Consider the following 13,315-nt stretch of genomic DNA (forward strand, 5'->3'; position numbering starts at 1 on the left):
GGAATGGAAATATGACGGAAAACTCCGAAAAGACACCTGGCGTGGGGCGCATCGCTCGCGTCATTGGTCCGGTGGTTGACATTGAGTTTCCACCCGATCAGATGCCGCAGATGTACAACGCTCTGACCGTGGACTTTACGCTCGCCACGGAAGATTCTAAAGAAGAGCAGACGCTCACCATGGAGGTGGCTCAGTTCCTGGGCGACAACCTGGTGCGCGCGATCGCCCTCAAGCCGACGGATGGCCTGGTGCGCGGGCTGAAAGTGACGGATACGGGCGCGCCCATTAGCGTGCCAGTTGGGGAAGTGACGCTCGGGAAGGTATTTAACGTCACGGGTGAGTGCTTGAACCTCAAACCGGGAGAAACGTTGGAGGTGAAGGAGCGGTGGCCGATTCACCGTAACCCACCAGCGTTTGATGAACTGGAACCAAAAACCCAGATGTTCGAAACTGGGATCAAGGTAATCGACTTGCTCACCCCGTACGTGCAGGGCGGTAAGATCGGCCTGTTCGGTGGTGCGGGTGTGGGCAAGACCGTGCTGATCCAAGAAATGATTCAACGCGTCGCCCAAAACCACGGTGGTGTGTCCGTATTCGCCGGGGTGGGGGAACGTACCCGTGAGGGCAACGACCTGATCCACGAAATGGCAGACGCCGGGGTATTCGACAAGACCGCACTGGTGTTCGGGCAGATGGACGAACCGCCGGGCACGCGTCTGCGGATCGCGCTTACGGGCCTGACGATGGCTGAGTACTTCCGCGACGTGCGCAACCAGGACGTGCTGCTGTTCATTGACAACATCTTCCGGTTCACCCAGGCGGGTTCCGAAGTGTCGACCCTACTGGGGCGCATGCCATCCGCAGTGGGCTACCAGCCGAACTTGGCTGACGAAATGGGGCAGCTGCAAGAACGGATTACCTCCGCTGGCGGTCACTCGATTACCTCCATGCAGGCGATCTACGTGCCGGCTGATGACTACACGGACCCCGCGCCTGCGACCACGTTCGCGCACTTGGACGCCACCACGGAACTGTCCCGTGACATTGCGTCGCGAGGCCTGTACCCAGCGGTGGACCCACTCGCCTCAACGTCACGTATCCTGGACCCCACGTACATCGGGCAGGACCACTACGAAGTGGCGAACCGCGTGAAGTCGATTCTGCAAAAGAACAAGGAACTGCAAGACATCATCGCGATTTTGGGCGTTGACGAACTGTCTGAAGAGGACAAGATCGCGGTGGCACGCGCCCGGCGGATTGAACAGTTCTTGTCGCAAAACACGTACATGGCAGAGAAGTTCACGGGTGTGGAAGGGTCCACAGTGCCCTTGGATGAGACGATCGAGGCGTTCCGCCGGCTTTGCGACGGCGAATACGACCACATTCCGGAACAGGCATTCTTCAACATCGGGGGGATCGAAGACCTCGAACGTGCCTACGCTGAGATTCAGAAGGCGTAACCGATGGCCGACCAGAAAATGCTGTCAGTCCAAGTAGTTTCGCGCACCGACGTGCTGTGGAACGGCAAGGCCGCGATGGTTTCCGTCCCCAGCGTTGACGGGCAGCTGGGGATACTGCCGGGCCGCCAACCCGTGATCGCGGCGCTTGGACGCGGTACCATGACCATTAAGGGCAGTGACGACCAGTCGCACGAAGTCCAGGTGTCTGGAGGATTTGTTTCGCTAGATTCGGACCACGTGACTGTCGTTATGGATAACGACACTATGGATGCTTAAACGAGGAGGGGGAGATCGTGGTGGCGTGGATTCTGTGGCTCATCGGTCTCCTCTTGCTCACTGCTGCGGCGGCAATCCTGTTTCTGCTGGTACGGGTGCGGATGATCGGACGGATTGTCGGCACGTTTGAATGCTGGGTACGGCCCGACAATTCCTCCGGCTGGGTGTACGGCATGGCACGGTTTGGCTCCCGGGAGTTCCAGTGGTTCCGCCTGGTCGGGTTTTACGTTGGACCACAGTTTCGGATGCCCCGCGTGGGGATGACGGTGTCGAATCCGATTGCTCGTTCCGATGGCAATATGGTTGAGGTAATTGTTGAATCCGCGGGCCGGCGCATGCACATCGCCACTCGGACTCACTGGTACAACGGGATTGTCTCGTGGGTGGAGTCTGGCCCGCCCATGTCGCGGTTAGATCTCTAAGTGACTAACCTAGATAAATCCAAGACCATTAGACTTTAACCGGAAAGGTACTTAGTGCGGATCGTTATTGCCCAGTGTTCCGTAGATTATTCCGGCCGTTTAGACGCCCACCTGCCCCTAGCGAAACGCACCGTAATGATTAAAGGCGATGGGTCGGTGCTAGTGCATTCCGACGGTGGTTCTTACAAACCCCTGAACTGGATGAATGCACCCTGCCGGCTAACAGTGCGTGAGCCCGATGAGGACGAAGCCTACGAGGGTTTCCAAGAGGTATGGATAGTGCAGGCCGCGAAGACGAACGATTCCCTCGTGATTCGGGTGGGGGAGAAGTATTTGGATCATGAGGAACCCTTGGGACTCGACCCGGGTCTAATTAAAGATGGGGTGGAAGCGCATCTGCAGGAACTGTTGGCAGACCAGGTGGAGATCTTGGGCCAGGGATGGCGGCTGGTGCGCCGTGAATACCCGACTGCGATTGGGCCGGTGGATTTGCTGGTGCGCGATGACGCGTCGAACCCCGTGGCGGTGGAAGTGAAGCGGCGTGGGGGAATGGATGGGGTGGAACAACTCACCCGGTATTTAGAGTTGCTCGCGCGCGACCCGCTGCTAGCTGGTATCCGCGGCGTCTTCGCAGCGCAAGAGATCTCGCGGCAGGCCCGCACGCTGGCGCAGGACCGGGGAATCCGCTGCGTGATCTTGGATTACGATGCGATGCGCGGTGTCGACGACATAGATGCGCGCTTGTTCTAGACCCACGGGTCAAGCGCGTACTATCCGTTTTGGTGGTAGCGTAGTAACCTAACTTATTTAGTAATGAGGAGGTACGGTGGCACGGCGTTCACGGCGAAACAAGTGGAGCGCACCGCACCGGCCTTTAAACATGGACCGGTTGGCGTCCATGCCTCGGTCTGTGCAGCGCGGTCAAGAAACCTTTCAAGTGCAACACCTTTCCGCTGCCCGCAAGACGTACACGTGCCCGGGGTGTAACCAGCCTATTCGCGTGGGTAGTCCGCACGTGGTGGCTTGGCGCGAGGAGGGACGTTTCGGGTTAGATTCCGGTGTGCAGTCGCGCCGCCACTGGCACCCGCACTGCTGGTCCGTGGGCTCTTGGGCCCGCTAGCACCCCCGTGCCACTACTGTTCTTCCGTGGTGAACAGGTCGTCTTCAGCGGCACTTACTTGAGGGGGCGCCACCTGCGCCTCTACCGCACTGTTGTTAACATCCGAGGCGAGCGAGCCGAGCACGGTGCGCATTTCCTCCAGGTAGCCGGAAACGGATTCGCGTTGCCGCTCCAGTTTCGCAACCGAGCGTTGCGCCAGCGAGCGTTCATTCGCGATCTCTTGCCGTGCGGACTCACGCAGTTGTTCCGCTTCCGCTTCGGCGGAGGCGATGATGGCATCGGCGTTTCGGCGGGCGTCTTCTTGCCGGCGGCGCACCACCGCGTCCGTGTCCGTGAGGAGCCGTTCTGCGCGGTGCAGCGTTTCCGCCAGGTGCTTCTCCGCTTCCGCAACCTGTTCTTGCGCCGCTTTGATGAGGCCTTGCGTCTGTTCGTGCGCTTCCTCTTGGGCGCGCGCGTTCTCTTCACTGGCTTTCGCGCGGATCTGCGCGATCTCTTGCTCTGCTTCCTGCCGTTCAGCGGTCGAACGGGTCCGCAGTTCGTCGGCCTGCTGGCGCACGTCGCGCATCAGGGTTTCCGCTTCAGTTTTCGCTTTCGCAACCGTGGCCGCTGCGGAGGACTTCGCTTGCTCGAGTGCCTGCGTGGCTTGCGCGTTCGCTTCCTCCCGGGTGGAACGAGCATCAGCCTGAGCGTCCGCACGCATCTGCGCGATCTCCTGTTCGGCTTTCACCCGCGCCTCAACGTATTCTTTCTCTGCTCGAGTGCGGGTCACTTCTGCTTCCCGGTCGGCGCTGGCGCGCGTGTCATGCACGTATGTGTTGGTGGAGGCACGCAGGGACTGGGACTCGCGTTCAGCACCTGCCACGAGTTCGTCCGCGCGGTGCTGCGCGTTGGTCAGAAGGGTTTGCGCTTCAGTGGAGGCACGAGAGGTACGTTCGTCAGCTTCCCGGCGAGCTTCCGCAAGCAGTGCGGAGGCTTCCGCTTCAGAACGCTCCGTGAGCCGGCTGGCGGCCACCCGGGCTTTTTCTACGAGCGCATCGGCTTCCGCCCGAGCTTTTGTTGTGACTGCAGCAGCTTGTTCTTCGGCGGAACGCAGTAGTTGTTCGATGCGTGCGCCGATCCCGGTAAATGAGGCTCGTTCCTGTTCTTCGACGCGGCCGCGTGCTTGCTTTAGGTCTTCTTCTAGGCCCCGGATGCGTTCTTCGGCCACTTCGCCGCGTTGACGCGCTTCCGTGAGCGCACTCATCAGAGTGTGTAGTTGTTCGTCGACCTGTACGCGATCGTACCCGCGCATTACTACGGGAAAGTCCGTCTGCTCTTCACTCACGCGTTTGTCCCTTCACACGTTTAAACGCTGATATACACCGGTTATTAGTCTAAACAATTCCCGTAGCTAGGGGGAAACTACGGGTAGTTAATCTTACGTATTATATGCCACCTGTGGCCTTTGTTTAGGGTGAACGCGCGCTTTTGCTTTGCGAGCCGGTGGAAGCAAGTAGAAACAGGCATTAATCTAGGGGTAGTGCTTTGTATATAAATAGGAGTATTTGTGAAGAATATGCTCAAGCGCATGACGCTTCCGATCGTGTTTATCCTCATTGGGGCACTCATGGCAGTTGCCGGTGTGCTGTATGCGACCGTGTTGCGTCCAGATTCCAGTATGCGTGCAACCATGGATGCTCCAAAATCACCTTATGTGGTTACAAAAGCAAGACTGTTTGGGGATGTTATTTCCAGTGAGGCGACCGTCACCGCGCAGTCGAAGGGCAAGCCCGTTTCAGTTGCCGTTGCGGACGAAACCGATGCGGTTGGTTGGTTGGGAGATTCTGCGTATACGCAGGTCACGGGCCTATCTTCGTGGGAGCGTTTGAAGCTTGAGGAACACGCTGCGCAAGATGAGAAAACGCAGCACGGTGCGGTGGCGCAGCTGGATACTTGGAAGAGTTTTAAATCCGGCGAGGGAGCGGTGAAGGTTAAGATTCCCGCCGATGCCCGCAACCTCGTTGTGTTGGCTTCGACAGATGGGAAGGAGCCGGCGCCTCAACTGACGGTCACGTGGACGCAAGAAACGTCGGTGGGGTGGGCGATTGCGTTGGCGATAACCGGCGTGGTGATTTTGGCGCTTGGCCTGGCCCTCATGCTGCACAACCGGGCGCGGCGCACAAAGACAGAGCAAGAGCAGGCGGCGCAGCAGCAAGAACGCGTGCAGCCTGAGGAAACCATGATTGAAACAACGGTTGGTGAACGCACGGTTAAACTCCCGTCTCGACGGGCGATTCGTGAGGCCCGGCAGCGAGGAGAAACGGAGATCGTGATAGACGGACACTCGTTTAGCACGCAAGCAATCCCCGTGGTTCGGAAAGTGCGTGACCCAGAAGCGTCTTCGCGCTCACATCGGAAGGAGGGGGCTCGAGATGACAGCTGAGCGTCAACGAAAGAACGAGAACGGTCTGGTTAGCAGGCGCAGTGCGTTGAAACTAGCAGGGTTGATGTTGGGCGGTGTTACCGTGACGGCGTGTGCGGGCAAACCCCCGCAGATTAAGCCTCAGCCGAGCCAGTCTGCGTCGGCCGCCCCGAACTTGGATGCTAAGCGGATTGAATCGATTCTAAGCAGCGTGTCGCAGGTGGTGGGAAAGGCGGATAAGGCACAGGATGCGAATCTTTTGAAGGAACGTCTGGTGGATCCGGCGCTAGCGATGCGCTCGGCTCAGTACGGGCTGGTAGACGCCACGGGGGAGAAGCCAGCGGGGTTCAAATTCTTGCCTAAAACCGCGACGGTTACGAATGCGCAGGATTGGCCGCGAGCGATCGTGGCTGCGAGCGTGACTGACAGTAAATCGCTTCCGGTTATGGCGATCTTTAAGCAAAAGGATGCGCGTTCGAACTACATGTTGGAATCGTGGGCGCGCCTGTTCCCCGGCCGCACTGTGCAGACAATTTCGGCAGCTGAAGGGTCAGCGTTGGTTGACCCGAAGTCGGATGCGTTCATGCTGCCGGTTGAGAAGGCGGTGCAGGCGTGGGTGGATCGCCTCAATGGGAAAGAAACGAAGGGCGTGAAGCTGGCTGAGGATGATTTCTCGAAGTACTACCTTGAGGAAAAGAAGAAACTCGAGGAAGCTGTGGAGTCGGCGGGGACGGTAACGTTCAACGCGGCCCCGATGCCAGAGACGATAACTGCGATTCAAATGAGTACGCAAGACGCGTTGACGGCCGCGTCACTGCAGTACACGGTCACTTATGAACGCACGGATGAAGAAGCTGAGCTGGCGATCGGGGGGACGGCAGCGAAGCTGTTGGATGACCCGCAGGTGGGGGATGACCGCGTTGTGGTGACGTACCTGGTGAGCGTGCTGCTGCAAGTACCTCATAAGAAGAATGAGGGGGAAATAACGGCGCTCGGTGCGGAGCGGGTGCTTCAAAAGGTTGAACGGAAAGAGAAGTAAAAAGTAAAGGAAGACGGAAGCAAAGTGACTGAGCAAAACGCTAAGGACCCTTACATCCCGGCCACGCAAGGAGCCGTGGACCTGTCGGCACACAAACGTGGGGGAGCGGTGAACCCGAAGTCGGCAACCGCCGCTAGTGGCGTGGCGGCCGGTGGTGCGGCGGGCACCAGGCAGGCTGCGGGGCCGATGGGTGACCCGCGGGCAGCGGCGCCTCAGGCCGGCCCTCAGGCGGGGGCAGGTAGTGGGGAACTGCGCGGCCCGATTGTACGGGACGTGTCTGAGCAGGAGCTGGCGGAACTGTCGCAACTGTCGGTGCAGCTGCCGGTGATTTTGATGCTCTGGTCGGCGCACGCAGAAGAGTCAAAGACGATGGCGCAGACACTGGAGCAGATTACGCGCGAGCTAGACGGTCGCGTGGTGCTCGCGAAGGTTGATATTGATGCGAACCCGCAGTTCGCGCAGGCGCTCGGAACGCAGGCGGTACCAACTGTTATCGCGTTGTTTGGGGGACGCACGGTGCCGCTGTTCCAAGGCACTCAAGGGCGCGACCAGATTGTGGCGGTGCTGAATGAGTTGCTGCAACTTGCCGCGTCCAGTGGGCTCACTGGCCGCATGGTTGACACTGAGGAGGATGCGCAGCCGCAGGTGGATCCGCTGCATGAGGAACCGCTCGCGCTGGAGGACGCGGGGGATATTGATGGGGCGATCAAGGCCTGGCACACCGTGTTGGCGAACCAGCCGCGGGATCGGGAAGCGAAAGAAGCGATTGCTCGGTTGAAACTGCAAAAGCGGGCGCTCAGTGAAGACACTGATACGGACACTCCGCAGGCGCGGGCTGATCAGGCGCTGATCAGTGGTGACACGCAAGCAGCGTTCGACATTATGCTCGCTGAGTTTGAACGGTTAAAACCCGTGGACGCGGAAGCGGCCGACGAGGTGCGGGAGCGGCTCGTGGAAATGTTCACGGTTGTTGGTTCCGCTGATCCTGCGGTTAAATCGGCGCGCGCCCGCCTGTCCGCGCTGTTGTTCTAGAACTCGCCTGTACGCTGCTGTTCTGATTTCCAAAAGTTGTTCTAGAGGCCGGGTATCCGTGATCTCGTTCAAGAACGTGCCCATGGGCGAGTTTAAGCGAAAACCGGCCGGAGTATTGGTTCCGGCCGGTTTCGTGTATTACGCGCCTTTGATCTTATGGGGGAAGAACAACGCGCCCCTAGTCTCGTAAAGAAGAACTACGCCCCTTGACCTTGCGGGCGAAGCCAAATCGCTCCCAAAGGCGGGACGCGCAGCTGCGCGGAAGCGGGGCGGCCGTTCCATGGAATCGACTCGCCAACCACGGGGCCAACGTTGATAACGCCGGAACCACCGAACTCCTCACTGTCCGTATTGAGGATCTCCTCCCACTGACCAGCGAACGGTAGGCCCACCCGGTAGTCCTCATGGGGGTTGCCCGCAAAGTTACAGATGCACACCAGCATCTGGGTTTGCCCCTCTGCGTCACACCCCTTGCGGATAAACGAAATCACGTTGTGGTCCGCATCCCCAGCCTCAATCCATTCGTAACCCGTGTAATCGTCGTCCCAAAGGGCGGGGGAATGCACGTAAATATCATTCAAACGCGCCACCAGGCGGTCAATCTGCCGGTGCCCCGGATCGTCCAGCAACCACCAGTCCAGCGAGAACGCGTCGGACCACTCGGATTCCTGCCCGAACTCCTGGCCCATAAAGATCAGTTGCTTGCCCGGATGCGACCACTGGTAAGCAAACAGGGACCGCAAACCCGCGAGCTTGCGCCACTTATCACCCGGCATGCGGGCAATCAAAGAACCTTTCCCATGCACCACCTCATCGTGAGACAGCGGCAAAATGAAGTTCTCCGAGAACGCGTACACGAGGGAGAACGTGAGTTCACCGTGATGCCACCGCCGGTTCACCGGATCTTCCTGCAGGTAACGCAGCGTGTCGTTCATCCACCCCATGTTCCACTTCATGCCGAAACCGAGCCCACCCCCGGTGGTGGGAGCCGTAACCCCCGGCCAAGCGGTGGATTCCTCTGCAATCATGACGATACCGGGGTTGCGCCGGTAAGCGGTGGCGTTCGTTTCTTGCAAAAACTGGATTGCCTCCAAATGCTCGCGGCCACCGTACTGGTTGGGGCGCCACTGGCCCTCACCGCGCGAATAATCCAAGTACAGCATGGATGCGACCGCGTCCACTCGCAGTCCGTCCACGTGGAACTCCTCTAACCAGTACAGGGCGTTCGCGACAAGGAAGTTCCGCACTTCCCGCCGCCCGTAGTTGAACACCAACGTGCCCCAGTCCGGATGCTCCGCACGCAACGGATCCGGGTCCTCGTACAGGGCGGTGCCGTCGAACCGTGCGAGCGCCCACTCGTCTTTCGGGAAATGTGCAGGCACCCAGTCGAGAATCACGCCGATGCCCGCCTGGTGGCACTGATCCACAAAATAGCGGAAATCGTCAGGCGTACCGAACCGAGCGGTGGGCGCGTAATACGACGTCACCTGGTAGCCCCAAGAGCCACCAAACGGGTGCTCCGCCACCGGCATGAGCTCCACGTGCGTGAACCCCATGCGTTTCAAATACGGAATCAGCTCGTCCGCCAAACCGCGGTAACCCAGCCCCTGCTTCCAAGACCCCACGTGAATCTCGTAAATAGACATGGGCAACTGCTGGGGATTGCGGTTTGGCCGCTGCGTCATCCACGCCTCGTCATTCCACTCGTGGAACTGATCGGTCACCACCGACGCTGTTGCCGGGGGAATCTCCGTTGCCCGCGCCATGGGATCAGCTTTTTGCACCCAGCCGCCTCCGGGCGTGCAGATCTCATACTTGTAGCGCGCCCCGACCTCAACATCTGGGATAAACAGTTCCCACACGCCACTGGCCCCCAGGGAACGCATCGCACTGCCCGTACCATCCCAGTAATTGAAATCCCCAACCACGCGCACCGCACTCGCATTTGGTGCCCACACAGCAAACGAAACGCCGGAAACGTCACCGAGCTCACCCTCATAGTGATGTAAGTGCGAACCTAAAACGGTCCACAGCGTCTCGTGGCGACCTTCTGAAATCAGGTACGTATCCATCTCCCCAAGGGTGGGGAGGAAGCGGTAGGGATCGTCCACGTCCGTCACCTGATCGCCGTACGTGACGCGCAGCCGGTAGTCCACAATCTGGGGAGATTCGAATGCGCACACCCAAACTCCATCTTGCTCGTGGCGCGCCTCGTACACATCGTGAGCGGTCACAACCTCAACGGAATCCGCCAAATGTCGGACAGTGCGGATAGTCACCACCCCATCTTGAAGGTGCGCGCCCAGAACCGAGTGCGGCGAGTGGTAACTCGCGTTCGCTACCTGCGAGAGAATATCACCAGAAACGTACATAGGGGTTGCATTCATGGTCCCATTGTCGCATGTTTTCACCCCACACGCGTTTCAAATGGTGACGTGCGTTACGTGAGGTTCTTAAGTGCTCGCAGCGGAATGTCAATCCACTCTGGGCGCATCCGGTACTCGTAAACCGTTTCGTACGTCGCCTTTTCCACCAGGAGGGCGCGCAGCATCACCTGCTCAACCGGGCCTAACCCACCGCCGGACGTGTACCCGTTCAAGAACGCATCTTGCGCCGCCTGCGTCCACGCTGCCCCCGCGCTTGCCTTCGCACCCGCGTAGTCGAACGAACGCAGCATCCCCGCCACGTCTCGGAGTGCGAAATCTTTTTGCCGCCGATCCGCGAGTGAACGCAGTGGTTCCCCTTCGAAATCCAGCACTGTCCACCCGGCGTCTGAATGCATCGTTTGCCCCAGGTGGTAGTCGCCGTGCACGCGGATCACGGGTGGTAGTTCCGAAAGGTTCTCCACTTCGTGAACTGCGGCGATCAGCTGCTGGTCGAAATCGCGTTCCTTCAGAGCGGGCACTTCCGCACTGGCCGCTTGAATATTTGCCGTGAGGCGCTGAGCGAACTCACTGGTGGTCATGGACTCGCTGGCGCCGAACGCATCGGCTAACCGTTCGTGCATCTGCGCGGTCACCTGGCCCAGCGAGTGGGCGAGCGCAGCGGGGTCCGCGGCTTCACGCGCCATCTGAACGAACAGTTCGAACCCATCCTGGCCATCGCGCACCAGGGCCCCACCGATTGCGTACACGAACGGTTCGCGCGCCTCTCCGCGTGGTTGCAGCTGCGCGTACAGCACGGGGGCGGCCACGCATTCCCAACCGGTAGCGGCGAGGGCTTGTGTGACCTCTAACTCCGGGTGCACTCCCGGATGCAGAACCCGCAGGAACTTCACGACGCACGCGGCATCGCCGGGGAACACCACGGACGTGTTGGACTGCTCCCCAGAAATGACGTGCGTCTGGTCCGCTACTTGCAGAAGGCGGTCGCGTATTGCCTCGGCTTGTTCAGGAGCCAGTGGGGAAATCGTCCCATCGGTGTAGGCTTCGCGGATCCAGGCGCGTAAAAACAGGGGGGAATACGCGCCGTCCACAATCCACGCGTCGCGCACGTGGGCAACGACACCGTTCGACGGCGCCTGATCCGTGTACACCAGGGGTACCGACAGGAGGTTTTCCCCCACTTCGATTAGGGAAATCCACACGGGTTCCACGGGTTCATTCGCCGGATCCGCAACCGACAGGGCAGACAAATCCACCGTGTCAAGCACCCGGATCTGGTCGCCTTTCTGCCCGGGGAACCACCGCTGGGCGTACAACCACGGGCCGATCGCATCCAGCAGATCTAAATCTTCAGGCCAAGACGCACTCATTCGTCTTCCTCCTCGTCTTCCAAGAACGTCACTTCAAGCCAGTAAAAAGCGTGCCGCGAGAGCGTGATATCAATCGTCTCCTCTTCAGATACCGAGGGGAAGGGGTTGCCCGACGCCACATCGGTTAGGTGCCACCCCGACATGCCGGGCAGGTCAATGGTGGCCGAACGCGATGCGGTAGAGAGGTTGTTCACGCACAGAATCGTGGTTTGCTCATCGCGGCGCAGGTACGCCAAAACCGCGTCGTCAGAACTGTTCAGCAGTGTCATTGACCCCAATCCGAACGCTGGGTAACGCTTGCGCATTTTCAGCATGGCCCGCATCCAGTTCAACATCGACGTGGGGCGCGAGCGCGACTCCTCAACATTAATCGCATTCGGCGCATACGGACCCTGGGAAATAACAGGTAGGTAAAAATCCTCCGCCGCGGCGGAAGAAAACCCGGCGCCAGGCGAATCATCCCACTGCATCGGAGTGCGCACACCGTTGCGGTCCGACAGCCAAATGTCATCGCCCATGCCGAGCTCGTCACCGTAGTACAAGAACGGGGAGCCGGGCAGTGAAAGAAGCAGGGCATTTGCTAACTCCACCTCGCGCCGCGACCCACGCAGCAGCGGCATCAACCGGCGGCGGATCCCCACGTTGGCACGCATTCGATCTTCCGGGGCGTACCACCCGTACATGTCCGCGCGTTCTTCGTCCGTGACCATCTCCAAGGTGAGTTCATCGTGGTTCCGCAAGAACGTGCCCCACTGCCCGCCCTTGGGTAGCGGCGGGGTTTCTGCCATCGATTCGCGGATCCCACGCGACGATTCCTCCCGCAGGGCCGCGAAAATCTTGGGCATTATCGGAAAGTGGAAACACACGTGGCACTCGGGGCGCGCGTCCGTACCGAAGTAGGCCACCACCTCGTGCGGCGGCTGGTTCGCTTCCGCAATCATCATCGTGCCTGGGTATTCATCGTCAATCATCTCTCGCAGGTCCGCGATGAACTCGTGGGTGGCGGGCAGATTTTCGCAGTTCGTCCCATCTTCTTCAAACAGGTACGGGATCGCATCCAACCGAATCCCATCCACGCCAATATCACACCAGTAGCGGATCACGTTCTTCACGGCTTCGCGCACCGCAGGGTTTTCGAAGTTGAGGTCCGGCTGGTGGTCGAAGAACCGGTGCCAGTAGTATTCGCCGCGCACGGGGTCGAAGGACCAGTTTGAATCCTCCGTGTCAATGAAAATGATGCGCGCATCCAGGTATTCACTGGGCCGGGATCGCCACACGTAGAAGTCCCCGTACGGGCCGGACGGGTCGTTTCGGGAAGATTGGAACCACGGGTGCTGATCAGACGTGTGGTTCAAAACCATGTCGACAATTATGCGGATGTGACGCTCGTGCGCGTCCGCAACCAGGCGTTTGAAGTCTTCTAAGGTCCCGTAGCGCGGATCCACGTCCATGAAGTCGGAAATGTCGTATCCACCATCGCGCATCGGGGAGGGGTAGAACGGGGGGATCCACAGGGCGTCCACCCCCAGCCACGCCAGGTAGTCCAGTTTTGACCGCAGCCCTTCGAAGTCGCCCACGCCGTCGTTGTTCGAATCCTTAAAAGAGTGAGTTAGGACCTCGTAAAAAACGGCTGTGCGGTACCACTGCGGGTCTTGTGCAACCGGGGGAAACTCGGGTTGCGCCAAGTCTGGTACTTCGTGTTTTTTTGCGGAACTACCCGGCACGTTCACCAGAGGAACTGCGCCGGTGGCGGGTGCGTCATTTCGATTTGTCATACTCACCAAATTTCTGTGTGCAAAATACGTTTTAGC

The 13,315-nt window shown here is 59.5% G+C and carries 12 protein-coding genes; 8 read left to right on the top strand and 4 right to left on the bottom strand.

The window, feature by feature from the left end; translation table 11 throughout:
• The first annotated feature begins 11 nt into the window (after positions 1-11).
• The 5 genes from atpD to QS713_RS04930 all read left to right on the top strand — a co-directional run bounded on the left by atpD (position 12) and on the right by QS713_RS04930 (position 3,278).
• Positions 12-1,460, top strand: coding sequence for a F0F1 ATP synthase subunit beta (gene atpD, locus QS713_RS04910; protein WP_102216005.1), 1,449 nt, complete (start codon positions 12-14; stop codon positions 1,458-1,460).
• Between the two features lie 3 nt (positions 1,461-1,463).
• A complete protein-coding gene (locus QS713_RS04915; protein WP_313272937.1) occupies positions 1,464-1,736 on the top strand; it encodes a F0F1 ATP synthase subunit epsilon in 273 nt (90 codons plus the stop codon).
• A 17-nt stretch (positions 1,737-1,753) separates the two neighbouring features.
• Positions 1,754-2,158, top strand: a complete 405-nt coding sequence (locus QS713_RS04920; RefSeq protein WP_313272939.1) for a DUF2550 family protein — start codon at positions 1,754-1,756, stop codon at positions 2,156-2,158.
• 54 nt (positions 2,159-2,212) lie between these two features.
• Complete coding sequence (nucS, locus tag QS713_RS04925; RefSeq protein ID WP_313272941.1) at positions 2,213-2,908, top strand: endonuclease NucS; 696 nt, start codon at positions 2,213-2,215, stop codon at positions 2,906-2,908.
• 76 nt (positions 2,909-2,984) lie between these two features.
• Positions 2,985-3,278, top strand: coding sequence for an Rv1322 family protein (locus tag QS713_RS04930; RefSeq protein WP_376779554.1), 294 nt, complete (start codon positions 2,985-2,987; stop codon positions 3,276-3,278).
• Positions 3,279-3,291: 13 nt separating this feature from the next.
• Here QS713_RS04930 and QS713_RS04935 read toward each other — a convergent pair whose 3' ends face one another.
• Complete coding sequence (locus QS713_RS04935; protein WP_313272944.1) at positions 3,292-4,602, bottom strand: DivIVA domain-containing protein; 1,311 nt, start codon at positions 4,600-4,602, stop codon at positions 3,292-3,294.
• A 222-nt stretch (positions 4,603-4,824) separates the two neighbouring features.
• Between QS713_RS04935 and QS713_RS04940 the strand changes: the two genes are divergently transcribed.
• Genes QS713_RS04940 through QS713_RS04950 form a run of 3 tightly spaced genes read left to right on the top strand, consistent with a single transcriptional unit; the run spans position 4,825 to position 7,750 of the window.
• The gene (locus QS713_RS04940) at positions 4,825-5,700 is read left to right on the top strand and encodes a hypothetical protein (RefSeq protein ID WP_313272947.1); all 876 of its coding nucleotides are present in this window, start codon (positions 4,825-4,827) and stop codon (positions 5,698-5,700) included.
• Positions 5,690-6,718 (top strand): hypothetical protein, encoded by a 1,029-nt coding sequence (locus tag QS713_RS04945; RefSeq protein WP_313272948.1) that lies wholly within the window; start codon positions 5,690-5,692, stop codon positions 6,716-6,718. Before QS713_RS04940 ends, QS713_RS04945 begins: the two co-directional genes overlap by 11 nt.
• Positions 6,719-6,742: 24 nt before the next feature.
• Positions 6,743-7,750 carry a tetratricopeptide repeat protein gene (locus QS713_RS04950; protein ID WP_313272950.1) on the top strand — a complete coding sequence of 336 codons (1,008 nt, stop codon included), beginning with the start codon at positions 6,743-6,745 and terminating at the stop codon, positions 7,748-7,750.
• 197 nt (positions 7,751-7,947) lie between these two features.
• Here the strand turns inward: QS713_RS04950 and glgB are convergent, their stop codons facing one another.
• The 3 genes from glgB to treS are packed head-to-tail and all read right to left on the bottom strand — an operon-like array spanning position 7,948 to position 13,279.
• Entirely contained in the window at positions 7,948-10,137 is a 2,190-nt protein-coding gene (gene glgB / locus QS713_RS04955) for a 1,4-alpha-glucan branching protein GlgB (protein WP_313272953.1), read from the bottom strand.
• A gap of 53 nt (positions 10,138-10,190) precedes the next feature.
• On the bottom strand, positions 10,191-11,504 hold the full coding sequence (locus tag QS713_RS04960; protein WP_313272954.1) for a phosphotransferase: 1,314 nt from the start codon (positions 11,502-11,504) through the stop codon (positions 10,191-10,193).
• Complete coding sequence (gene treS / locus QS713_RS04965; RefSeq protein WP_313272956.1) at positions 11,501-13,279, bottom strand: maltose alpha-D-glucosyltransferase; 1,779 nt, start codon at positions 13,277-13,279, stop codon at positions 11,501-11,503. The genes QS713_RS04960 and treS overlap by 4 nt, the downstream gene beginning before the upstream one ends.
• Between the last annotated feature and the right edge of the window lie 36 nt (positions 13,280-13,315).

This window comes from Gleimia hominis, assembly GCF_032085515.1.
In the GTDB taxonomy this organism is placed as follows: Bacteria; Actinomycetota; Actinomycetes; order Actinomycetales; family Actinomycetaceae; genus Gleimia; species Gleimia hominis.